Raw genomic sequence first — 23,182 nt, 5'->3', positions numbered from 1 at the left:
CTCCCCGGAGGAGCGGGCCGCCGCATTGTGCCCCTTCAGAACGTCAGCGTGGCGAAGGACGCCACCAGCACCGCCGCGCCCGCCAGGCCAAGACCCCAGGCCGTACGGCGCATACGCAGCCCGCCCGCCACGACCAGCGACGCCAGCAGCAGCGAACCGCCGAACGGGACCCAGGCGTGCAGGATGCCCGCCGTACCGGTGCGCACCACCTCGTTCGTCCCCGGCTTGACGGCTACCAGCAGCCGTTCGCCCGTCCCGACCGAGACCGCCGCGTCGACCCGCACCTTGGCCCGCGCCTCCGCGCCGCTGGAGCCGGGGGTGAAGCGGCCGGTGCACCAGTCGTCGTCGCAGCGGGAGACCGTGAGCGTGCCGCTCTCCAGCCCCTTGGTCAGCATCGTGGGCTTGGCGTCGCTCCAGGAGGACCACACCCCGGCCACCAGGATCAGCAGGGCGACGAGCGTCATCGCCACGTTCTTCGCGAGCAAGAGCAATCCGTACATGCTTTCGCCCGCCCGGCGCGTACGGCTGCGCTTGGTGATGCCGGTGGATGCCATGGCGGTAGATCTTTGCCATCGGCGGGCCCGGGGTCAACCTCCAACCGCACCGTCGCGCGAGTCTCGTTCAGGTGTTGTACGTGCCCTGCGCGCGCTCCAGACCGTCCACGATGAGGGTCTCCACCGCGTCCGCCGCGCGGTCCACGAAGTAGTCCAACTCCCTGCGCTCAGCGGCGGAAAAGTCCTTCAGCACGAACGCCGCGACATCCATCCGGCCGGGCGGACGGCCGATGCCGAAACGGACCCGGAAGTAGTCGGGGCCGCCGGATTTGGTGATCGACTTCAGCCCGTTGTGGCCATTGTCACCGCCGCCGAGCTTGAGCCTCAGTGCGCCGTAGTCGATGTCCAATTCGTCGTGGATCGCCACCACATGACCCACCGGCACCTTGTAGAAGTCGCGCAGCGCGGTCGTCGGTCCGCCCGACAGGTTCATGAACGTCATCGGCTTGGCGACGATCACCCGGCGGCTGCCAGGGCCGGGCGGTCCGATCCGCCCCTCCACCACCTGCGCCCGGGACTTGTGCGCCTTGAAGCGCCCGCCCATCCGCTCGGCCAGCAGCTCGGCCACCATGAAGCCGACATTGTGGCGGTTGGCCGCGTACTCCGGGCCGGGGTTGCCCAGGCCCGCCACGAGCCACGGGCTGCTCGGGTCCGCTTCGCTCATCGTCTCGTTCTCCTGGAGTGGGGCTCTCGTATGCGCAGGGTGTCTTAGCAGTGTTTTCTTGGGCGGGACCGCTCGCAAACACGAACCGCCGCCCCGCTGGCAGCAGCGGGACGGCGGTCGCCAGGCGATGCGGTACGAGGATCAGGCCTCGGCGCCCTCACCCTCGCCCTCGGCCTCCGGGGCCGGGGCCTCGGCCTGCGGGGTGACGATGTGCAGCACCGGCGCGTCGTCCTCGACGGCCAGGGTGGTGCCCTTCGGCAGCGCGATGTCCTTGGCGTAGACGGTGTCGCCGGCGTCCAGGCCCTCGATCGAGATGGTGACACCCTCGGGGATGTGGGTGGCCTCGGTCTCGACCGGCAGCGTGTTCAGGACGTACTCGAGCAGGTTGGCGCCGGGGGCCAGGTCGCCCTCGACGTTGATCGGCAGCTCGACGGTGACCTTCTCGCCCTTGCTCACCAGGAGCAGGTCGACGTGCTCCAGGATGCCGATCTTGATGGGGTGACGCTGCACGGCCTTGGGGATGACCAGCTCGCTCTTGCCGCCCTCGATCTCCAGGCGCAGCAGGACGTTCGGGGTCTTGAGCGCCATCAGCAGGTCGTACGCGGGAAGCGTGACGTGCAGCGGCTCGGCACCGTGGCCGTAGACGACGCCGGGAACGCGGTCGGCCAGACGGGTGCGACGGGCGGCACCCTTGCCGAACTCGGTGCGGGGCTTGGCGGGGATCTTGACCTCGGCCATGGGGCACTCCTCGTAGATCGTGTACATGTGGCCGTCACCCGGCCCACGACAGACCTGCTACGAAGAGCGCGTCGATAACGGATGAGCTGTGGGAACCACAGCCTCCCTCGCCGAGCAACCCCACGAGTCTACCAACGGTCCGCCCATGGCTGAGGCCACCCCTCGGGGGAGTGGCCTCAGCTGGATCGGTCCGCGGTCGCGCCCGCGGTTAAGCCCATCAGGCGTGCTCTTCGAAGAGGCTGGTCACGGAGCCGTCCTCGAAGACCTCCTGCACGGCGCGGGCGACGGTCGGCGCCATCGACAGCACGGTGACCTTGTCCAGCTCGACCTCGCCCGGCGTCGGCAGGGTGTTGGTGAACACGAACTCGCTGACCTTGGAGTTCTTCAGCCGGTCGGCGGCCGGACCCGACAGCACGCCGTGCGTCGCCGTCACGATCACGTCCTCCGCGCCGTTCGCGAACAGCGCGTCCGCGGCGGCGCAGATCGTGCCACCGGTGTCGATCATGTCGTCGACCAGGACGCACACCCGGCCCCGGACGTCACCGACGACCTCGTGGACGGTGACCTGGTTGGCCACATCCGGGTCACGGCGCTTGTGGACGATCGCCAGCGGCGCGCCCAGCCGGTCGCACCAGCGGTCGGCGACCCGCACCCGGCCCGCGTCCGGCGAGACGACCGTCAGCTTCGACCGGTCGACCTTGGCGCCCACGTAGTCCGCGAGGACCGGCAGCGCGAAGAGGTGGTCCACCGGGCCGTCGAAGAAGCCCTGGATCTGGTCGGTGTGCAGGTCGACGGTGAGGATGCGGTCGGCGCCCGCGGTCTTGAGCAGGTCGGCGATCATGCGCGCCGAGATCGGCTCCCGGCCGCGGTGCTTCTTGTCCTGGCGGGCGTAGCCGTAGAACGGCACGATCACCGTGATCGAGCGCGCGGAGGCCCGCTTCAGCGCGTCGATCATGATGAGCTGCTCCATGATCCACTTGTTGATCGGAGCCGTGTGGCTCTGCATCAGGAAGCAGTCTGCGCCCCGCGCGGACTCCTGGAAGCGGACGTAGATCTCTCCGTTGGCGAAGTCGAATGCCTTGGTCGGGACCAGGCTGACGCCCAGCTCGTGGGCGACCTCCTCGGCCAGCACGGGGTGGGCGCGGCCGGAGAAGAGCATCAATTTCTTCTCGCCGGTCGTCTTGATCCCGGTCACGTCAAGTCTCCTTGGATGTCACTTTGGTGCGCGCTTTTACGGTACGCCCCCGCACGGGCGCACCGGTCCGCAGGTCACTCCCCGCTCTCGTCCTCCTGGCGCGCGGCAGCGGCGGCTTCCGCCGCCTGCGCCGCGGCGCTTCCGGGGCGCTTGCGGGCGACCCAGCCCTCGATATTCCGCTGCTGTCCGCGTGCGACGGCGAGCGAGCCCGGGGGCACATCCTTGGTGATGACGGAGCCGGCGGCGGTGTACGCCCCGTCCCCGACTGTGACAGGAGCCACAAACATGTTGTCGGATCCGGTCTTGCAGTGGCTGCCGATGGTCGAGCGGTGCTTCTTCTCGCCGTCGTAGTTCACGAAGACGCTGGCGGCGCCGATGTTGGTGAAGTCACCGATCGTGGCGTCGCCCACATAGGACAGATGCGGCACCTTGGTGCCCTCGCCGATCTCGGCGTTCTTCATCTCCACGTACGTACCGGCCTTGGCCCTGGTGCCCAGTCGGGTGCCCGGGCGCAGATACGCGTACGGCCCGGCGGACGCGCCCTCGCCGATCACCGCGTCCTCCGCGACGGTGAAGCTCGCCACCGCGCCCTCGCCGACCGTGGTGTCGGTGAGCCGCGAGTTCGGGCCGACCTCGGCGCCGGTGGCCAGGTGTGTGGTGCCCAGCAGCTGGGTGCCGGGGTGGATCACGCTGTCCTGCTCGACGGTGACCGTGACGTCGATCCAGGTGGTGGCGGGGTCGATCACGGTGACGCCGCTGAGCATGGCGCGCTCCAGCAGTCGGTCGTTGAGCAGGCGGCGGGCCTCGGAGAGCTGTACGCGGTTGTTGATGCCGACGATCTCGCGGTGGTCGGCGGCGACCGACGCGCCGACCCGGTGCCCGGCCTCGCGCAGGATGCCGAGCACATCGGTGAGGTATTCCTCACCCTGGCTGTTGTCGGTCCGCACCTTGCCGAGCGCGTCGGTGAGCAACTGGGCGTCGAAGGCGAAGACCCCGGAGTTGATCTCGCGGATCGCGCGCTGGGCGGCGGTGGCGTCCTTGTGCTCCACGATGCCGGTGACGGCGCCGGACGCCTCGTCCCGCACGATCCGGCCGTAGCCGGTGGCGTCGGGGACCTCGGCGGTGAGAACGGTCACCGCGTTGCCGTCGGCGGAGTGCGCCCCGGCGAGCTGCTGGAGGGTCTCACCGGTCAGCAGCGGGGTGTCGCCGCAGACGACGATCACGGTGCCGTCGAGGGCCACGCCGCTGTCGGACAGCTCCTCCAGGCCCATCCGGACCGCGTGCCCGGTGCCGTTCTGCTCGTGCTGGACGGCGGTGCGGGCGTCGGCGTCGATCTCGGCCAGATGGGCCGAGACCTGCTCCCGGGCGTGGCCGACCACGACCACCAGATGTTCGGGGGAGAGCTGGCGGGAGGCGGCGACGACATGCCCGACGAGGGACCGGCCGCAGATGGCGTGCAGAACCTTCGGGGTAGCCGACTTCATGCGGGTGCCCTCACCCGCTGCGAGGACGACGACGGCTGCCGGGCGGTTGGCGCTCACGGGTGTGCCCTTCGGCTTCGGGTCGGGGGTGGACACCCGCAGGATACCGAGAGGTTTCCCGCCAGAAACGACCGCGGGTCCCGACCGTAAGGATCAGGACCCGTGTGTGAAGGCTCCCCCGCCAGGACTCGAACCCGGACTAATGGCACCAAAAGCCACTGTGCTGCCAATTACACCACAGGGGATAGCAAACAGGCCGTAGTCGGGCGGCCGGTCAGGCCGCCGACTTGGCCCCCACCACTATGCCGTACCACCGGCCTCCGATGCGACGGTATGGGTCGGTGCCGCCCGTGCGTCATGCGGACGCGCCATCGAAAACGTGGTCGATTCAACCGTTCGAGTTAAAACCGTTGATATCCCGACTGTTCGAGTGAGACATGTGCGGCCGTGTCCCCCGGAAAAGGGCTGGCATGCGGTCGTAGGCTGGTCGCTATGAGTGCGACGGGGGCATCTGAGGAGACGAGTGCGCGCGGCGCGCCAGCCGGGCCCTTGTGGTGGCCGCGGCGTCGGAGCATGGTGCTGGACATCATGCTCGGCGTCGCGTCGGCGGCCGAATGCGCCGCGGAGGGCGTCGGGTTCGCGCACGACGCCCGGATGCCGGTCGCCCTCGGGGTCGTGTTCGGGCTGATCGTCGGGTCCACGCTGGTGCTGCGGCGGCGCTGGGCGATCGCCGTGGTGCTGATATCGATCGCCGTCACCCCCGCCGAGATGGGGCTGCTGCTCGGCGTCGTCGGGCTCTACACCCTCGCCGCGTCCGAGGTGCCGCGCCGGATCTCGGCGGTGCTGGCCGGGATGGCGGGCGCCGGGACCTTCCTCGTCACGATGATCCGCTTCCGGCAGGACAACCTGCAGGCCGAGTGGGGCTCGGCCACCTGGGAGGCGCTGCTCTTCTCCCTGACGATCACCCTGGCGCTGACCTCGCCTCCCGTGCTGCTCGGGCTGTACGTCCGGGCCCGGCGGCGGCTGGTGGAGAGCCTGCGGGAGCGGGCGGACGGCCTGGAGCGCGAGCTGTCGCTGCTCGCCGAGCGGGCCGAGGAGCGCGCCGAGTGGGCGCGCAACGAGGAGCGCACCCGGATCGCGCGCGAGATGCACGACGTGGTGGCGCACCGGGTGAGCCTGATGGTGGTGCACGCGGCGGCGCTCCAGGCGGTGGCGCTCAAGGACCCGGAGAAGGCGTCGAAGAACGCGGCCCTGGTGGGCGACATGGGACGGCAGGCGCTGACCGAGCTACGGCAGATGCTGGGCGTCCTGCGGTCGGGCGGCCCGGCCGAGGAGAAGCCGGTGCCGCTGGCCTCGGTGGCCGTCGCCGCCTCGGCGGCCGCCGAGGCGGCGGTCTCGGACGCGGCGGACACGGACGTGGAAGCGGGCGGGCCGAGGCTCGCGGAGCTGGAGGCCCTGGTCGGCCAGTCGCGGGCGGCCGGGATGGCCGTGGAACTGTCGGTGGAGGGCGAGGAGCGGCGGTACGCGGAGCGGGTGGAGCAGACCACGTACCGGGTGGTCCAGGAGGCGCTGACCAACGTGCACAAGCACGCCCCGGGCGCCAGTACCCGCATCCGCCTGGCCCACCGGGGCGCCGAGATCGCGGTGCTGGTGGAGAACGGCCCCTCGGACCGGGGTGCGGCGGACGCCGGGCTGCCGAGCGGGGGCAACGGCCTGGTGGGGATGAAGGAGCGGGTCTCGACACTGGGCGGCGGTTTCGTCTCGGGCCCGACCGACGCCGGTGGCTTCCGAGTCTCAGCGGTAATCCCAGACCGCACCCGCCCAGCCCCAGCCGAACCCAACCTCTCGGAACAGCACACCTAGCGCCCCGAAGGGGCGCGGGGAACTGCGCGACCAGCCACAACGGCGCCGCACACGGCCGACGGGGTGAGGGCCAACGGCGCGCATCACGGCCCCCGCGCCGGACGGCGACTAGGCCCGGGACAGCCGAGCCGGAAGCGTCCCCGTAATCAGCGTCGCCAGCGCAGCGTCAAGCGTGGGGCCGAGGTACCAGTCCCCGGTGTGGTCGAGGCTGTAGATCCGCCCCTCCGCGTCGATGGTCAGCAGCCCCTGCCCATCCGCCTCCTCGCCCAGCGGGCAGACCTCGGTCTCCAGGGCGCGCCCCAAGTCGCCGAGGGTGCGGGCCAGGTGGAGCCCGTGCAGCGGGTCGACACGAAACGGAGTAGGGGCGATCTGGCGCCCGGCCCCCGGCGGCTGGATGTGCAGCCCGCCGAACTCGGCCCAGGCCTCGACGGCGGCCGGGAAGACGGTGTGCCGGTGCCCGGCGGGGGAGGTGTGGGCGGACAGGGTGTCGGCCCAGCGTTCGGCGCGTTCCATGTCCCAGCGGCCCGGCTGCCAGCCCGCGTCGCGCAGGGCGGCGTCGACGGGCACGGGAAAGCGGGTGGTGTCGGTGCGCTCGAAGGGGCGGGTCACGTCGGCTCGACCACCCGTACGCCGAAGTGCCCCAGCAGCGCCGTGCAGGAGAGGCAGGGCGGGGCGTAGGAGCCGTGCTGCGGGTCGCCCGCCTCGCGGATCCGCCGGGCGGTCAGCTTCGACTGCTTGAGGGAGCGCCGGGCCTCACCGTGGGTGAGGGGTTTTCGGGCCGCGCGTTTGGTGCGGGTCGCCTCGACGGCGGTCAGGTGCCGGGAGAGCAGGACGGCTTCGGGGCAGCGGCCGGTGAAGCGTTCGCGCTGTCCGCTGGTGAGGGCGTCGAGAAAGTCCTGCACCAGGGGGTGGAGGGTGGGCGCCTGGTCGGCCTTGCCTCCGGTGCAGGTCAGTGTCTCGCCACGGACGGAGAGCGCGGCCGCGACGGCGGGCAGGAGCGTATCGCGGCGGTGGTGCAGTGGGGGCGGGCCCGCGTCGGGATCGACGCTGCTCCATCTGAGCCGGGGGTCGCTGGCCGCGGTGGCGGCGCCGTCGCCGCCCCCGTTGCTCTGCGTGATGTGCATGTGGTGGGTCCCTCCCTGTGCAATCCACCGCAATCCCCCGGTTGCGAAAGATCAGCCTGCCAAATGCCACGGGAAATGCGGTAGTCCGGGTGCGTCGGCCCAGGTAGGCGGGCGGGGTGGTGGCCGACCGGTTCCGCTTGTTGTCCCACCGCATAGGCTGTGCCCCATACGCCAGCATCAGCAGGGGGCAACCGCCATGACGACAGGTCGGCTCGGGCAGCATGCCGCGCCACCGAACACGGCCTACGCCGGGCAGGTCGTGCACTTCCCGGATCCGGTTCGGGCCGCCCGCCACCCCGCGGGCGTCCGGGTGGACGAAAACGGCTTTCCGGACTTCTCGCCGTACGCCCGCGCGGCCGCCGAAATCGCCGAGCCCCCGGAGGGGTTCGGGGTCGACGAGCTGCGGCTGACCGACTTCGTATCGGCGAACGCCGCGCTGCACGCCTCCGGGCATGAGCTGTGGAACGATGCCTCGGCGGTGGCCACCCCGCACGGCTGGACGTGGCACCACGTGCCCGGCCGCCGCCGGATGGTGCTGATCCCGGTCGAGGTCAAGGCGCTGCTGCGGCATCACGGCGGGCTCGCGACGGCCTTGGTGGACCACACCAAGCGCGGCACCCGCCCGCTGCAGGACACCCGGCCGATCCACTTCCGGCTGCCGGTGCGGGGGCTCTCGGTCACCGAGGAGCAGGTGCTGGGCGTGGAGGAGGACCTCGGCTACCGGCTGCCGGAGTCGTACCGCGCGTTCCTGAAGGCGGCGGGGGGCTGCGCGCCGGTGGGCGCGGCGCTCGACCCGGAGCTGGGGCTCCTGGTCGACCAGCCGTTCTTCACGGTGCGCGACGAGGCGGCGGCCAACGACCTCGTCTACATCAACAAGTGTCTGCGCGACCACTTCACCAAGGACTACCTGGGCGTGGGCTTCGTCCAGGGCGGGGTGATCGCGGTGAAGGTGAAGGGGGACGCGATCGGCTCGGTGTGGTTCTGCGCGTACGACGACGCGCGGGACCGCGACGGCTGGACGGTCCGGGAGCGGGTGGAGCGGCTGATGCTGCCGTGCGGCGAGGACTTCGACGCCTTCCTGCTGCGGCTCGCGGGCAACCCGCCGGAGCTGGAGACCGTGGCGAACCTGATGGTGGACGGCGGATTCGCGTACGCCGTACCCGTGGAGGGCTGAGCGCGATGGTGACCTTCGCACAGGCGCAGGAGCGCGCCGAACTCTGGATCAACGGTGAGCTGCCCGCGTACCAGCAGCGCGAGGTGCGGGTGCGGGAGTTCGACCTGGGCTTCGTCGCCTGGGCCGAGGACCGCCCGGACGGGGCGGTCTCGGGCGCGCCCGTGGACGGCGCCCGGCTGGTGATCGCGCGGGACAGCGGCGAGACGACGCTGTGGCCCGGGCTGCCGGTGGGTGAGGTGATCCGCCGGTACGAGGAGGAGTACGGGACCAACGACGACCGCGCCCAGGAGACCTCCGGGCGTCAGCAGCGCATCGACCTCAACGTGACGTCCTTCCTGCTGACTCCGCCGGAGTGGCTGCAGGAGGCGGCGGACGCGATGAGCGGCGGCGCGGATGTGCCTGCGGCTGCGTCTGGTTCGCCGTCGACGCCCGCGTCGGAGCCGGTGGACGACTGGCCGTCGTCGGGTGGCGCGGCGTCGCCACGCACGGACGCGCCCGCGTCCGGGTCGGCTGACGAGGGTTGGCGTAACGGTCCGCCTACGCCGCCGCCGGGTCGCGGCGAGCCGCGCGACGCGGCGCCCGCGCCGGAGCCGGTGGACGATTGGCCGTCGCCGCGCAGGGACGCGCCTGCATCCGCGTCGGCGGACGACTGGCCTTCTGGCGGTGTGCCGTCGCCCCGTGGCGACGGGCCCGCGTCCGGGTCGCCGTCGACGCCCGCGTCTGCGCCCGGGTCGGCTGACGAGGGTTGGCGTGGCGGTCCGTCTGCCCCGCCGCCGGGTCGCGGCGAGCCGCGCGATGCGGTGTCCGCGTCGGAGCCGGTCGATGATTGGCCGTCGCCGGGTGGTGCGGCGTCGCCGCGCACGGACGCGCCCCTGTCCGGTTCGGCTGGCGGCGTGTCCGCGTCGGGGCCGGTGGATGACTGGCCGTCGTCGGGTGGCGGCGAGTCGCCGCGTACGGATGCGTCTGGGCCACGCGATGCGGCGTCCGCGTCGGAGCGGGTGGATGACTGGCCGTCGCCGCGCGCCGATGCGCCCGGTCCCGGGCCCATGCCCGCGTCCGCGTCTGGGTCGGCTGGTGAGGGCTGGCCTGGCGGTTCGTCTACGCCGCCGCCGGGTCGTGGCGAGCCGCGCGATGCGGCGCCCGCGCCGGAGCCGGTCGATGACTGGCCGTCGCCGCGTAGCGATGCGCCTGCTGCCGCGCCGGTGGATGACTGGCCTTCCGGCGGCGTGCCGTCGCCGCGCAACGATGCGCCCGCGTCCGGTTCGGCTGCTGACGGCTGGCGTAACGGTCCGCCTACGCCGCCGCGCGCTGGCGCGCCCGTGCCGCCCGCGCCGGTGGTGCCGCCGAGGCGGGACGGTGACGACGACTGGCCCACCGACGGGGTGGCGCGGCCGCGCGTGGACCCGCCCGCTCCGGCGCCCGGCGCCGGTGGCCCGTGGGCACCGCCGCCCGCTTCCGGATCCGCTTCCAGTTCCGGTTCCGGCGAGACGCCGACGGGTCCCGGTGCGCCGTGGGCCGACGCCAACTCCGCGAGCGACGACGGCGATCGTTCGGTCGCCCCGCCCGCCACGGTGTTCGCCCCGCCGCTCGCGGGCTCGGACGACGAGGACACCCCGCCTCCGGGGGTGCGGCCCGATGCCAAGACCGAACTGATGTCGGCGGGCAGCGCGCTGCCGCCCACCGCGGTCTCGCCGCCCTTCGACTTCCCGGCGACGCCGGGCGGTTCCGATACGTCATCCGGCGCGGCCGACATCGCGAACGCCGCCACCCACAAGGCGGGCAAGCCGGGCAGCCCGGCGACCCCGCCGCCGAGCCCGTCCGGCCCCGGCGCCCCGGGCGCTCCGGCCGGGGGGTACGTACCGACGCAGATGGTCTCGCAGCTGGACGACAGCGTGGGCAGCGGCATCCCGGGTGGGAAGAGCGGTCCGCAGCCCCCGCCTCCGCCTCCCGCCCCCGGTACGCCCGGCGGTGGAGTGCACGCGGCGGCGACGATGCTGTCCGGTGGTCCGGGTGCACCCGGTACCCCCGGCGCACCCGGTACCCCCGGGCAGACGCCGCCCGGTGGCCAGACGCCGCCTCCGCCTTCCGCTCCCGGCACCCCCGGCGGTGGGGTGCACGCGGCCGCGACGATGCTGTCGGGCGGCCCGAACACGCCCCCGCCCGGCCCCGGCGCGCCCGGCTTTCCGCCGCCGCCCGGTCCGCCCGGTCCGCCCGGCCCCCCTGGCCCGCCCGGTGCTCCGGGTACTCCCGGGCAGGCTGGGCCATCCGGCCCGCACCCGCCCGGCCCTCCCGGTGTCCCCGGTGCGGGTGGTCCGCACACCCCGCCGCCACCGCCCCCACCGCCGGGCGCTCCCGGCGGTGGCGTCCACGCGGCCGCGACGATGCTGGCGGGCGGCGCGGGCGGCGCGGGCGGCCAGACCCCGCCGCCCCCCGGCGCGCCCGGAGTCCCCAACATGCCGCCGCCCGCCGGTCCGCCGGTGCCCGGGATCACCCCGCCGCACGGGGTGGCGCAGCCCGGGACGCCGCCGCCCGGCATGCCGCCCGGCCCCGGCCCGGGCCCCGGCCCCGCCCCCGCCCCCGCCCCCGGTGGCGGGTACGCGTATCCGCCGCCGCCCGCCGGGATGCCGACGGTCGGGCCCGGCTACATGGCCGTACTCCGCTACCGTGCGCAGGACGGCTCCGAGCAGCAGCTGATCCGCCGTTCGGCGCCGGGCACCCCGCACCCGGAGTGGCAGATCCTGCATGAGCTGCGCGCGATGAACGTGCCGCCGCAGCAGGTGCTGGAGCTGCACACCGAGCTGGAGTCGTGCGATCTGCCGGGCGGTTACTGCGCGCGGATGATCCGCGAGTCGTGGCCGCAGGTACGGATCAGCCACACGGCGCCGTACGGGCGGGACCACGCGACCCGGCAGCAGGGCGTACGCCATCTGATCGAGCACCAGGGCGAACTGCACCAGGTGGCCGACGGCCCGGCGCGCCCGGCGCCCAACCGGGTGCCGCTGCCGCACCCCAGCCAGGTGCAGCCGATCCCGCCGGTGCCGCCGGAGGGGCTGGCGCACGAGCTGGGCCAGGCGTTCGGGCCGCAGGCCATCGTCCGGTTCGACCAGCGCGCGGTGTCGCGGCAGGGCGTACCGGAGGTGGTGGCGCAGACCCTCGTATGGGCGGGGCTCCCCGCGGACTTCGGCCCGTTCTTCTGGGCTCAGGCGCAGCAGGGCCGCCCGGTGCCGACGCTCGCCGAACTGGCGGCGGAGCGCGGCGTACAGCCCGCGGCCGACGCGGGGTCGTACCTGGTCATGGGCAACGACTTCGGCCGCCAGCTGTGCGTGCAGTACGGCACGGCGCACATCGTGGCCGTGCCGCTGGAGGCGGCGCCGCAGCCGGTGCCCGCGCAGTTCGTCAACACCGGTCTGCCGGAGTTCGTGCGCTGCATGGGGCTGCTGGGCCGGATGTGGCGGCTGCGGTACGGGCTGACGCCGGACCAGGCGGGCCGCTGGACGGTCGACTTCCAGGCGCAGCTCGCCGCGCTGGACCCGGCGGCGCTGTCCGCGCCGGACAACTGGTGGGCGGTGCTGCTGGAGCAGATGTGGGACGGCCTGCTCTGAACCCAGCCCGCATGAATCCCGCCGGAGCGCGCTGAGCGCGTGCCCCATCGAGGCGCCCGACCCCCGTGACGGGGGCGGGCGCCTTGTCGTTGTGGTACCCGGGCGGGCCCCGGCCGGGGAGATGGGCGGAGTGTCGCGTTATGGGCGATAAGACACCATCCATCAAGATGTGCGCCGGAGCGCGTTGCCTACCGGACAAAGGGGTTCCAAGGATGGGCGCATCGGTGTCACGTCATGGCTTCACCATCGGCGGACGGGGCCGCGGCTACCGCCCCGCGCAGGTCGACCGCTATGTGGCGGAGCTGTCCGAGGCGCGGGACGCGGCGTGGGAGCGCGCCGCGCGCCTCACCGTTCTCGCCAACGAGCTGGCCGCCGACGCCGAACGGCTGCGCGAGGTGATCGCCCAGTTGGCCCCGCAGACGTACGAATCGCTGGGTGACCGCGCGCAGCTGATCCTGATGGCGGCCGAGGAGGAAGTCGGCTGCCTGCGGGCCGCGGCCGAGGCGGCGGCGCAGGAGGAGTGGGAGGCCGCGCAGGGCGCCGCCCGGCTCGTCCGGGACGCCGCCCGCGACGAGGGCGAACGGGTGCGGGAGGCCGCCGAGGCGTCGGCGCGCAGCACCCTGGAGGCGGCCCAGTCGCAGGTGGAGGAGTTGCGCGCGGCCTCGCGCCGGGACGTCAAGGAGTGGCGCGGCGAGGCCCTGGCCGCGCTGAAGGACATGCGCGGGCGCACCGCCGCGCTCCTCGCCGAGCAGGAGCGCGAGCAGGCGGACCGGTGGGAGGCGGCCGGGCATGAGCTGGTCGAGCGCGACGCGGCGATGACCGCGCGGCTGGTCCAGATGGAGGAACACGCCCAGGCGAGGCTGGCGGACGCCAAGCGGGAGTACGCGATGGCGGATCAGGCGGCGCGGCTGCGGCAGGAGGACGCCCAGGCGCAGTCGGCGGAGATCATCGCGCAGGCCCGGGCCCGGGAGGAGCGGCTGGCCCGGGAGACGGAGCGGACGCTGCGCGAACACGTGGAGCGCCGCGAGGAGCTGAAGGCGCACCTGGAGCACGTACGCGGCAGCCTGGCGGCCCTGACCGGCAAGCCGGTCGTGGAGGACGCGGCTCCGCACCCCGAGAACTGATCCCTGCCGCGCAGCGGGTTCAGTTCTCCCGGGCGGGGTTCGCCGTCAGCTGGTCGGCGGCGGACCCCGCTTCCGTATGGACGTCATGCTCCGCTTCCGTTCCGCTTCCCGCCTCGGCGCGGACCGGGAAGCGGCGCGGGGCGAGGAACAGCAGCACCAGGAGGGCGAGCACCGCGGCCCCGGCGGCGCCCAGGTAGACGCGGTCGACGGCGGTGTCCACGGCGCGCCGCAGATAGTCGGCGGCCTCGGCGGTGAGCGCGCCGGGGCTGTCGAGGGCGTGGGAGACCGAGTCGAGGTCACCGGGGAGGCCGTCGCGGATGCCGGACGGGGCGGCGGCGAGCCGGGTGGCGAGGGTCGCGTTGGCGACGGCGCCGAACAGGGCCGCGCCGATGGACTGGCCGACCTGGCGGCAGAAGAGGATCGAGGCGGTCGCGGTGCCGCGCTCGTCCCAGTCGACGGACGACTGCACGCCGATGATCAGCGGAAGCTGGAAGAGCCCGAGGGCGGCGCCCAGCAGCAGCATGATCAGCGCGGGTTGCCAGGCGGCGCCGGGGTAGGGGAGGAGGAGGAAGGCGGCCAGGATGAGCGCGGCGGCGCCGATGCCGATGATGGAGCAGTTCCGGAAGCCGACGCGGTTGTAGACGCGGCTGCTGAGCGCGGCCGAGATGGGCCAGCTCAGGGTCATCACGGACAGCACGAACCCGGCGGGTATCGGCCCGAGGCCCAGCACCGACTGGGCGTAGGTGGGCAGGAAGACGGTCGGGGCGATCATGAGGAGGCCGAGCGCGCCGAGCGCGAGGTTGACCGCCGAGATGGTCCGCCGCCGCCACACCCACCCCGGGATGATGGGCTCGGCCGCGCGCCGTTCGATCCATACGGTCAGGGCCGCGCACGCGGCGCTCGCCGCGAACAGCGCGAGGGAGGGCCCGGAGAGCCACGCCCAGGCCACGCCGCCCTGGACGAGCGCGGTCAGCAGCAGCCCGCCGCAGCCGAAGATGGCCAGGGCGCCCGCCCAGTCGATACGCGGCCTGGTCGCCCGGGGCCGTACCGGTTCGTGCAGGTGACGCACGATGAGGAGGAGGGCGAGCGCCCCGATCGGCAGGTTGATGAGGAAGATCCAGCGCCAGTCGGCGTATCCGGCGAGCACACCGCCGAGAGCCGGGCCCGTCACCGCGGACAGCGCCCAAACGGAGGACAGCCGGGCCTGGATCTTGGGGCGTTCCTTGAGCGGATACAGGTCGGCGGCGACCACCTGGATGGTGCCCTGGAGCGCCCCGCCGCCCAGCCCCTGGACGACGCGGAAGGCGATGAGGGAGGCCATGTCCCAGGCCCCGGCGCACAGCAGCGATCCGATGAGGAAGACGATGGTGCCCGCCACCAGGATGGGCTTGCGGCCGAAGGTGTCGGAGAGCTTCCCGTACACCGGCAGGGTCACGGTGACGGCGAGCAGATAGCCGGAGAACAGCCAGGAGAAGACCGAGAAGCCGCCGAGATCGCCGACGATCTGCGGAACGGCCGTCGAGATGATGGTGGAGTCGAGCGCGGTCAGCGCCATGCCCAGCATCAGCGCGGCGACGACGGGGCGGCGGCCGCGGGGCGGGGGGATCTCCCGGGGAGTCTCCCGGGAGTTGTCCCGGGGAGGGGAGTCCTCGGGCCCGGGGGATATGGAGGAGTCCGCGTCAGGCCCTTCTGCGGTGCCGCCCACCGTGACGCACTCCCTCCGCCGGTCGCCCGCGCCGACTCTGGTGTCCAGTTCTTGTACGACCCACCATTCCATGCGGCCTCGGGGCAGGGGAAGAACGCATCAGGGCTGTTGAGGCGCCGGACCCGAGCCTTCCGCTACGTCCGGGTTCAGGGTCGGCCCCGAGACGCGCTCCACCCCAGGGCCTACTCCCCTAGGGGATGGGCTGCCTTTCCTCCTACCCAGGGTTCGTCCCGGGGAAGGACGAGCCGGGGCGTACCGCTCCTTACTGTTGTTACCGCCGGTCGGATACGTACGATCATCTCGGATCCGACATAGACGAAAAAAGGAGCAAACCGTGACAACGGCCGTATCGATTCCCAAGACCGGGGGCAGCGGAGGACATACGGCCGTCGCCGCCCGGGCACGCCAGGTGGTCAAGGCCTACGGCTCCGGCGAGACCCGCGTGGTCGCGCTGGACCACGTCGACGTGGACATCGCCCGCAGCCAGTTCACCGCGATCATGGGCCCGTCCGGCTCCGGCAAGTCGACGCTGATGCACTGCCTCGCGGGTCTGGACACCGTGTCCTCGGGGCAGATCTTCATCGACGAAACCGAGATCACCGGGCTCAAGGACAAGAAGCTGACGCAGCTGCGCCGGGACCGGATCGGCTTCATCTTCCAGGCGTTCAACCTGCTGCCGACGCTCAACGCGATCGAGAACATCACGCTCCCGATGGACATCGCGGGCCGCAAGCCCGACCGGGGCTGGCTGGACCGGGTGGTGCAGACCGTGGGCCTGAGCGACCGGCTGAGGCACCGTCCGAACCAGCTGTCCGGCGGTCAGCAGCAGCGCGTCGCGGTGGCCCGCGCCCTGGCCGCCCGCCCCGAGATCATCTTCGGTGACGAGCCGACCGGGAACCTGGACTCCCGGGCCGGTGCCGAGGTGCTGGGCTTCCTCAAGCGGTCCGTGGACGAGCTGGGCCAGACGATCGTGATGGTCACCCACGATCCCGTAGCGGCCTCGTACGCCGACCGGGTGCTGTACCTGGCCGACGGCCGGATCGTGGACGAGATGCACCACCCCACCGCGGAGCTGGTCCTTGAGCGCATGAAGAGCTTCGACGCGCGCGGACGGGTGTCATGACCGTTCTCAAGACCTCCCTGCGCAACTTCGTCGCCCACAAGGGACGGATGGCGCTGTCCGCGATCGCCGTCCTGCTGTCCGTGGCGTTCGTCTGCGGCACGCTCGTCTTCACCGACACCACCAACGCCACGTTCGACAAGCTCTTCGCGAGCACCGCGTCCGACGTCACGGTCAGCCCGAAGGGCGCCAGCGACAACGACACCCGGCAGGGCCGCATCCGTACCCTGCCCGGGGCGGACCTGGCGAAGCTGAAGCAGGTCGACGGCGTCAAGTCGGTGACCGGCGACGTCACCAGCGAGTCGGTCACCGTCACCGGCCCGAACGGCAAGAACATCGGCCCGAGTTCCGGCGCCCCGACCATCGGCACCAACTGGGACACCACCGAGCACCGTTCGGTGAAGATCACCTCCGGTCACGCGCCGCGCGGCCCCACCGAGGTGATGGTCGACGCCGACACCGCCAAGAACAAGAAGCTCAAGCTCGGCGACGAGCTGCGGACCATCGCCATCCCCGGCGAGTTCCGCGCGAAGATCGTCGGCATCGCCACGTTCCAGGTGACCAACCCCGGCGCCACCATCGTCTACCTGGACACCGCCACCGCGCAGCGCCAGCTGCTCGGCGCGCCCGGCGCGTACTCCAGCTACGCGATCACCGCCAAGACCGGAGTCAGCAACGACCAGCTCAAGAAGGCCGTCGTCGCGGACCTCGGCGCCGGTCACAAGGTGCAGACGAAGGCCGAGGCCAGCAAGGAAGCCGAGAGCGACATCGGCTCGTTCCTGGACGTCATGAAGTACGCGATGCTCGGCTTCGCCGGGATCGCCGTCCTGGTCGGCATCTTCCTCATCGTCAACACCTTCTCCATGCTGGTCGCCCAGCGCACCCGCGAGATCGGCCTGATGCGCGCCATCGGGTCGAGCCGCAAGCAGATCAACCGGTCGGTGCTGATCGAGGCGCTGCTGCTCGGCGTCGTCGGCTCGATCCTCGGCGTCCTCGGCGGCGTCGGGCTCGCGATCGGCCTGATCAAGATCATGGGCAGCGCGGGTCTGCATCTGAGCACCGACCAGCTGACGGTGAAGCCCACCACGCCCATCATCGGCCTCAGCATCGGCATCGTCGTCACCGTCATCGCCGCGTACATCCCCGCCCGCCGGGCCGGGAAGATCTCCCCGATGGCGGCCCTGCGCGACGCGGGCACCCCGGCCGACGTCCGGGCCGGACGGATCCGGGGCGCGATCGGCACCCTGCTCACCGCGGGCGGCGCGGCGGCCCTGGTCCTCGCGGGCACCGCGGACAAGGCGGTCGACGGCTCGCTGTTCCTGGGCCTCGGCGTGGTGCTGACCCTCATCGGCTTCATCGTCATCGGCCCGCTGCTGGCCGGTCTGGTGGTCCGGGCCCTGGCCACCGTCGTCCTGCGGATCTTCGGCCCGGTCGGACGGCTGGCCGAGCGCAACGCGCTGCGCAACCCGCGCCGCACCGGCGCCACCGGCGCTGCCCTGATGATCGGCCTCGCGCTGGTCGCCTGCCTGTCGGTCGTGGGCTCCTCGATGGTCGCCTCGGCCACCGACGAGCTGGACAAGTCGGTGGGCGCGGACTTCATCGTCCAGTCCATGACGGGCCAGCCGATCACCAAGGGGATCGAGCAGGCGGTGCACGGCGTGCCGGGCCTCAAGCACGTCAGCGACGCCAAGCAGATCGCGGACGCCAAGATCACCCTGCCGGACGGCAAGGAGGTCACCAAGGACCTGACCGCCGCCGACCCGACGTACGCCGACGACGTGCGCACCCCGGTCGTCGCGGGCACCCTGGCCGACGCGTACGGCAAGAACGCCATCTCGGTTCCCGAGAGCTTCGCCAAGGACCACAAGGTGAAGCAGGGCGACACCCTGACCGTCGACTTCAAGGACGTCGAGCCCGCCAAGCCCGCCAAGCTCACCATCGCGGCGATCACCTCGGACGACGTCAGCCTCGACAAGGGCGCGCTGTACACCAGCATCGCCACCGTCGAGCGCTATGTCCCCGCCAAGCTGATCCCGGCGGACGCCATCATGCTGGCGCAGGCCAAGGACGGCCAGGAGGACGCGGCGTACGCGTCCCTCAAGTCGAAGCTCCAGCCGTACCCGTCGGTCCAGGTGAAGGACCAGACCGACTACAAGGAGGAGATCAAGGACCAGGTCGGTCAGCTGCTCAACCTGGTCTACGGACTGCTGGCGCTCGCGATCATCGTCGCCATCCTGGGCGTGGTGAACACCCTCGCCCTGTCGGTCGTCGAACGGACCCGGGAAATCGGCCTGATGCGCGCCATCGGCCTCTCCCGGCGCCAGATGCGGCGCATGATCCGGCTGGAGTCCGTCGTCATCGCCCTGTTCGGCGCGCTGCTGGGCCTCGGGCTCGGCATGGGCTGGGGTGCGACGGCGCAGAAGCTGCTCGCGCTGGAGGGTCTGAAGGTCCTGGAGATCCCCTGGCCGACCATCATCACGGTCTTCATCGGCTCGGCCGTGGTGGGCCTGATCGCGGCCCTGATCCCGGCGTTCCGGGCGGCGCGGATGAACATTCTGAACGCCATCGCCACGGACTGAGTCCGGGGACGGGGTTTTCGGGACGGCTGCCCCTTCTTTGGGGGGAGGGGCAGCCTTATACGGGGACGGGCTTGGCCCGGTGCGCGACGGGGGTGCGCACCGGACCGGGCCCGTTCGTGCGCGTGCCGCGCGAGCGTCACGGGGGCGCGGGCGCGCGCCCCCGCCCGGCGGAAGCGGCGCACCCGGCGGAGGTTCCGCATCCGGCGGGGGTGCCGCCGCTTGCGGCGTGGCGGCCGCTGCGCCGGACGGCCGGTTTCGGCGGCGGCGATCCGCGCCGTTCCCTCGCCCGGGCAGCCGTAACCCGACTCACGCCGCCGTGAGGGCGCCCCCTTCGCGGAGCCGAGGCACCACATGGTTACGGATGGCCGACGCGAGCCGGACGTCGCTCTCGTCGCCCGATATCCAGCGCATATGCGCCAGTTCGGCCGCCGGGTGCGGCTCCCCGTCGATCCGCGCCTCGAACACCGTCAGCCGCATCGGCACCCGCTCCAGGACGGCCACCCCCTCGACCTCGGCCAGCAGCCGGGGCTCCAGCGGGACCACGCCCAGCTCCTCGTCCAGCTCCCGGGCCAGGGTCTCCAGCGGGCTCTCGCCCGGGTCGGGCTTGCCGCCGGGCAGATAGAAGATCTCGGGCGCCGCCTTCTTGCTCACCACCAGCAGCCGTCCCTGCTGCACGATCGCGGCCGCCACCACGGCCATGGACCCTTCGTCCTCGTATCCCATGCGGGCGATTCTGGCAGCGTTGACTTGGAGTGCTCTCCAACTCCTAGCGTGATCGTCACGACCACGAAGGAGGCACCGATGTCCGAACTGCCCACCCGCCACCTGGGCCAACTCACCGTCGCCGCACAGGGCCTGGGGCTCATGGGGATGAGCCACGGCTACGGCGAGTCGGACGACGCCCAGTCGATCGCGACCATCCACCGCGCCCTCGACCTCGGCGTCACCCTGCTGGACACCGCCGACTTCTACGGCTTCGGCCACAACGAGGAACTGCTCGGCCGGGCCCTGGCCGGGCCGCGCCGCGAGCAGGCGGTCGTGGCCACCAAGTTCGGCTTCGCCAACCGGCTGGGCGAGCCCACCGTGATCCGGGGCGACGCCGCGTACGTCCGCCAGGCCTGCGACGCGTCGCTGCGCCGCCTCGGCCTCGACCACATCGACCTCTACTACCAGCACCGCGTCGACCCCGACGTCCCGATCGAGGAGACCGTCGGCGCGATGGCCGAGCTGGTCCAGGCGGGCAAGGTGCGCCACCTCGGGCTGTCCGAGGCGAGCGCGGCCACGATCCGCCGAGCCCACGCGGTGCATCCCATCGCGGCGCTGCAGAGCGAATGGTCGCTGTGGACCCGTGACCTGGAGCGGGAGACCGCCCCGGTCTGCCGCGAACTCGGCATCGGCCTCGTCCCGTTCTCCCCGCTCGGCCGCGGCTTCCTGACCGGCCGCTACACCTCGGTCGAGGGCCTGCCGGAGACGGACATGCGCCGCACCCAGCCCCGGTTCGCGGACGGCAACCTCGAACAGAACCTGGCCATCGTCGACAAGCTCAACGAACTGGCAACGGAGAAGGGCGTCACCGCCGGTCAGCTCGCCCTCGCGTGGGTGCAGCACCGGGGCGACGACGTGGTGCCGATCCCGGGCACCCGCCGCGAGAAGTACCTGGAGGAGAACCTGGCGGCGGTGGCTATCGAGCTGTCGGTGGAGGAGTTGGCCGCGATCGACGCGGCGGCCCCGGCCGACCAGGTGGCCGGAACCCGCTACGACGAGAAGAGCCTGGCCTTCGTCAACCGCTGACCATCCCGCCGATCACCGCGCCCAGCGCATCCTGCGCCCCGTCCAGCATGCACTATGCGCAGCGCGGTGATCAGTCGCTCCCGGTCGACGAGCGCCCGTAACTCACCGACCGGCCCGCCTTTGGGCTCGGCTCAACGGGTCGTACGCAGCCCCTCGGCGATGCCGAGGCGGACCCAGTCCGCGTACGGTCCTGCCGGTACGTCGTCGATGTGCGCGGCGGCGCGTACGAAGTGCTCGCGCGCCCGGTCCACTTCTCCCAGCGCCCGGTACGCCGAGCCCATGTTCACGTGGAGCGAGGCGTAGAAGCCGCGGACCCGGTCGTCGCCGACCGCGTCCGCGCGGTCCAGGCACTCCTGGTTCCAGCGCAGCGTCTCCTCGGGGGTGGGCTGGTGCCGGGCCAGGTAGTGCGCGGCGACGCAGTGTTCGTAGTCGTCGGCGGCGACGTCCCACGCCTCCCGGAAGCGAGCGCGCGCGTCATCGGCCCGCCCTTCGCCCTCGGCGGCCATGCCCTGCGCGCACAGCCGGACGACTTGGTTGTCGGGGTCCATCGATGCCTCCTTCACGGCGTCCGGATGGGCATGACCAGGGTGGTAAAACTCCCCTGATCGGCGGAGCGGACGACAACGGGCGCACGGTCCGAGGCGACCTCCAGCAACACATCGGGCCCGACGCCCGCCTCCAGCGCGGCCAGCAGAACGGCCGGATCGAAGGCGATGCGCAGCGGCGGCCCGGTGCAGAGGGCCGGGAGCGTGCGGCCGCCTGCGACGGCGGGCAGCGGATTGCCGCCGTCGTCGGCGCCGTCGCGCGAGGCGGCGCCCCGTACGGCGGCGTCCCGTGCGGCGCTGCCCCGCGTGGCGGTGTCGTCTGCGGCGGTGCCCTGTGCGGTGGTGTCCTGTGCGGTGGAGCCGTGTGCGGCGGCGTCCCCTGTGGTGGTGAACCGTGCGGCGTTGCCCTCTGCGGCGGTGCCCAGCGCGGTGGCGCCTCGTGCGGCGGTCCCCCCGGCAGCAGCGCTGCCCGCTGCGCTCAGCCGGGCGTCGTCCGGGACGGCGGGCAGCATAGGTCCGCCCTCCACCGTCAGCACGCCATCTCCCGTCCGCAGCACGACCGGTCCGTCGCCGACCCCGTCCGCCACCGCCGCGCACAGTGCCGCCCGGTCGGCGATGACCCGGTGCCGGGCTGCGCCGAGCCCGTCCAGGACCAGGCGGTACGCGGGGAACGCCTCGTCCGCGACGGGCAGCACCCGCCCCTCGCCCCCACCTCGTATGCGTACCACCGCCCCCTCCACCTCGATCGCGACCTCCGCCAGCCCCCGGGCCCAGCCCGCGACCTCCCGTAGCTCCTCGATGCCGACCGGCAACCCGCACGGCTCGCCGCTGATCGCGAGCGGTCGCAGTGCGCGTACGGAGAGCCGGTAGCGGTCGGTGGCCACGAGCCGCAGTTCCTGGTCGGCGAGTTCGAGCAGTACGTGGCCCAGCACCGGGAACTCCTCCCGTACCGCGCCCTCCGCGACCGCCGAGCCGACCTGCCGCACCGCCCCCGCCAGCTCGGCGCCGCCGACCCGGACCTGCCCGCGCCGTGCCCCGCCCGGCAACTCCCGCAGCACGTCCTCGATCGCCGCCCGGGCGGCCGTCGCGGACTCCCGGGTCCGCCGCAGGTGGTCCCGCAGCACCTCGCGGGCCTCCTCGGGCGGGCCGTCCAGCACGGCCGTCGCCTCGACCAGCGGCAGCCCGGCGTCCCGCAGCCGCCGGAGCAGGGTGGCGCGGGGTGCCTGCTCCGGGGCGTAGTACCGGTATCCGGTGGCCGCGTCCACCCGGGCGGGCCGCAGCACGGCGCAGTCGTCGTAGAACCGCAGCGCGCTCGGCGCCAGCCCGACCCGGCGGGCGAAGATGCCGATGCCCATCAGGGGCTCGTCGTCGTCCATGGCCGCCATGCTGGGCCTTCAAGCGGCTCGAAGGTCAATCGGCGCGGACCGATGAGTTCCGCGCCGCGCCCCGGTCATAACGGCATAACCCATCACCACCAGGGAGGCCACCATGACCGCTACCGACGCGAAGGGCACCCGGCTCACGGAGATCGGCCGGGTCGCCGTCACCGTCGCCGACCAGGACCGGGCGCTCGACTTCTACGTCAACACCCTCGGCTTCGAGAAGCGCGCCGACATCCCCTACGGCGACAGCTACCGCTGGATCGAGGTGGCCCCGACGGGCGCCCCGACCGGCATCGCGCTCGTCCTCCCGCGAGAGGGCCAGCAGGCGTCGGCGTACGAGACCGGCCTGATCCTCACCTCGGAGGACATCGACGCCGACCACGCGGCCCTGCGCGCCCGCGGCGTCGACACCGACCCGGAGGTCCAGCGCTGGGGCGCCCCGGTCCCGCCGATGTTCAGCTTCCGCGACGCGGACGGCAACGCGCTGTTGGTTTTTGTTAAAGTTTGATCCCTAGCCGGAGGTTTTAGGTAGTGTATATGT

19 protein-coding genes and 1 tRNA gene are annotated in these 23,182 nt (G+C 72.6%); 8 read left to right on the top strand and 12 right to left on the bottom strand.

Going from position 1 to position 23,182, the window contains the following annotated elements:
- Positions 1-35: 35 nt before the first annotated feature.
- The 6 genes from ACFV9T_RS40735 to ACFV9T_RS40710 all read right to left on the bottom strand — a co-directional run bounded on the left by ACFV9T_RS40735 (position 36) and on the right by ACFV9T_RS40710 (position 4,877).
- Entirely contained in the window at positions 36-554 is a 519-nt protein-coding gene (locus ACFV9T_RS40735; protein WP_385448397.1) for a hypothetical protein, read from the bottom strand.
- 67 nt (positions 555-621) lie between these two features.
- Entirely contained in the window at positions 622-1,218 is a 597-nt protein-coding gene (gene pth, locus ACFV9T_RS40730) for an aminoacyl-tRNA hydrolase (RefSeq protein WP_385448395.1), read from the bottom strand.
- Positions 1,219-1,359: 141 nt separating this feature from the next.
- The gene (locus ACFV9T_RS40725) at positions 1,360-1,956 is read right to left on the bottom strand and encodes a 50S ribosomal protein L25/general stress protein Ctc (protein ID WP_385448402.1); all 597 of its coding nucleotides are present in this window, start codon (positions 1,954-1,956) and stop codon (positions 1,360-1,362) included.
- A 217-nt stretch (positions 1,957-2,173) separates the two neighbouring features.
- On the bottom strand, positions 2,174-3,151 hold the full coding sequence (locus ACFV9T_RS40720) for a ribose-phosphate diphosphokinase (protein WP_385448393.1): 978 nt from the start codon (positions 3,149-3,151) through the stop codon (positions 2,174-2,176).
- Positions 3,152-3,225: 74 nt separating this feature from the next.
- Positions 3,226-4,692, bottom strand: a complete 1,467-nt coding sequence (gene glmU / locus ACFV9T_RS40715; RefSeq protein ID WP_385448391.1) for a bifunctional UDP-N-acetylglucosamine diphosphorylase/glucosamine-1-phosphate N-acetyltransferase GlmU — start codon at positions 4,690-4,692, stop codon at positions 3,226-3,228.
- Between the two features lie 113 nt (positions 4,693-4,805).
- Positions 4,806-4,877 (bottom strand) — tRNA-Gln (locus ACFV9T_RS40710).
- Between the two features lie 247 nt (positions 4,878-5,124).
- On the opposite strand from ACFV9T_RS40710, the gene ACFV9T_RS40705 reads away from it, so the two are divergent.
- Positions 5,125-6,495 carry a histidine kinase gene (locus ACFV9T_RS40705; protein WP_385448388.1) on the top strand — a complete coding sequence of 457 codons (1,371 nt, stop codon included), beginning with the start codon at positions 5,125-5,127 and terminating at the stop codon, positions 6,493-6,495.
- A 108-nt stretch (positions 6,496-6,603) separates the two neighbouring features.
- Here the strand turns inward: ACFV9T_RS40705 and ACFV9T_RS40700 are convergent, their stop codons facing one another.
- Positions 6,604-7,104, bottom strand: coding sequence for an SUKH-3 domain-containing protein (locus ACFV9T_RS40700; protein ID WP_385448385.1), 501 nt, complete (start codon positions 7,102-7,104; stop codon positions 6,604-6,606).
- Positions 7,101-7,619, bottom strand: a complete 519-nt coding sequence (locus ACFV9T_RS40695) for a YwqJ-related putative deaminase (RefSeq protein ID WP_385448383.1) — start codon at positions 7,617-7,619, stop codon at positions 7,101-7,103. Before ACFV9T_RS40695 ends, ACFV9T_RS40700 begins: the two co-directional genes overlap by 4 nt.
- A gap of 196 nt (positions 7,620-7,815) precedes the next feature.
- Between ACFV9T_RS40695 and ACFV9T_RS40690 the strand changes: the two genes are divergently transcribed.
- The 3 genes from ACFV9T_RS40690 to ACFV9T_RS40680 all read left to right on the top strand — a co-directional run bounded on the left by ACFV9T_RS40690 (position 7,816) and on the right by ACFV9T_RS40680 (position 13,519).
- Positions 7,816-8,793 (top strand): SMI1/KNR4 family protein, encoded by a 978-nt coding sequence (locus tag ACFV9T_RS40690; protein ID WP_385448381.1) that lies wholly within the window; start codon positions 7,816-7,818, stop codon positions 8,791-8,793.
- Between the two features lie 1,046 nt (positions 8,794-9,839).
- Positions 9,840-12,395, top strand: a complete 2,556-nt coding sequence (locus tag ACFV9T_RS40685; RefSeq protein WP_385448399.1) for an SUKH-4 family immunity protein — start codon at positions 9,840-9,842, stop codon at positions 12,393-12,395.
- Between the two features lie 212 nt (positions 12,396-12,607).
- Positions 12,608-13,519, top strand: a complete 912-nt coding sequence (locus ACFV9T_RS40680) for a cellulose-binding protein (protein ID WP_385448378.1) — start codon at positions 12,608-12,610, stop codon at positions 13,517-13,519.
- A 19-nt stretch (positions 13,520-13,538) separates the two neighbouring features.
- Here ACFV9T_RS40680 and ACFV9T_RS40675 read toward each other — a convergent pair whose 3' ends face one another.
- Positions 13,539-15,224, bottom strand: coding sequence for an MFS transporter (locus ACFV9T_RS40675; protein WP_385448376.1), 1,686 nt, complete (start codon positions 15,222-15,224; stop codon positions 13,539-13,541).
- Between the two features lie 334 nt (positions 15,225-15,558).
- Between ACFV9T_RS40675 and ACFV9T_RS40670 the strand changes: the two genes are divergently transcribed.
- Positions 15,559-16,347: an ABC transporter ATP-binding protein gene (locus ACFV9T_RS40670; protein WP_385448374.1), complete on the top strand. Its 789-nt coding sequence runs from the start codon at positions 15,559-15,561 to the stop codon at positions 16,345-16,347.
- A complete protein-coding gene (locus ACFV9T_RS40665; RefSeq protein ID WP_385448371.1) occupies positions 16,344-18,923 on the top strand; it encodes an ABC transporter permease in 2,580 nt (859 codons plus the stop codon). The genes ACFV9T_RS40670 and ACFV9T_RS40665 overlap by 4 nt, the downstream gene beginning before the upstream one ends.
- A 306-nt stretch (positions 18,924-19,229) precedes the next feature.
- Here ACFV9T_RS40665 and ACFV9T_RS40660 read toward each other — a convergent pair whose 3' ends face one another.
- Entirely contained in the window at positions 19,230-19,646 is a 417-nt protein-coding gene (locus ACFV9T_RS40660) for an NUDIX domain-containing protein (protein ID WP_385448369.1), read from the bottom strand.
- A 78-nt stretch (positions 19,647-19,724) separates the two neighbouring features.
- Here ACFV9T_RS40660 and ACFV9T_RS40655 point away from each other — a divergent pair, with 78 nt between their 5' ends.
- Positions 19,725-20,714: an aldo/keto reductase gene (locus tag ACFV9T_RS40655; RefSeq protein ID WP_385448367.1), complete on the top strand. Its 990-nt coding sequence runs from the start codon at positions 19,725-19,727 to the stop codon at positions 20,712-20,714.
- Positions 20,715-20,845: 131 nt separating this feature from the next.
- Here the strand turns inward: ACFV9T_RS40655 and ACFV9T_RS40650 are convergent, their stop codons facing one another.
- Positions 20,846-21,262, bottom strand: a complete 417-nt coding sequence (locus tag ACFV9T_RS40650; RefSeq protein WP_385448365.1) for a hypothetical protein — start codon at positions 21,260-21,262, stop codon at positions 20,846-20,848.
- A gap of 11 nt (positions 21,263-21,273) precedes the next feature.
- Positions 21,274-22,635: a MerR family transcriptional regulator gene (locus tag ACFV9T_RS40645; protein ID WP_385448362.1), complete on the bottom strand. Its 1,362-nt coding sequence runs from the start codon at positions 22,633-22,635 to the stop codon at positions 21,274-21,276.
- Positions 22,636-22,747: 112 nt separating this feature from the next.
- Here ACFV9T_RS40645 and ACFV9T_RS40640 point away from each other — a divergent pair, with 112 nt between their 5' ends.
- Entirely contained in the window at positions 22,748-23,149 is a 402-nt protein-coding gene (locus tag ACFV9T_RS40640; protein WP_385448359.1) for a VOC family protein, read from the top strand.
- Positions 23,150-23,182: the final 33 nt, after the last annotated feature.

This window comes from Streptomyces sp. NPDC059850, from assembly GCF_042731515.1.
Classification (GTDB): domain Bacteria; phylum Actinomycetota; class Actinomycetes; order Streptomycetales; family Streptomycetaceae; genus Streptomyces.
This window is presented reverse-complemented; position numbering and strand designations above follow the sequence as displayed.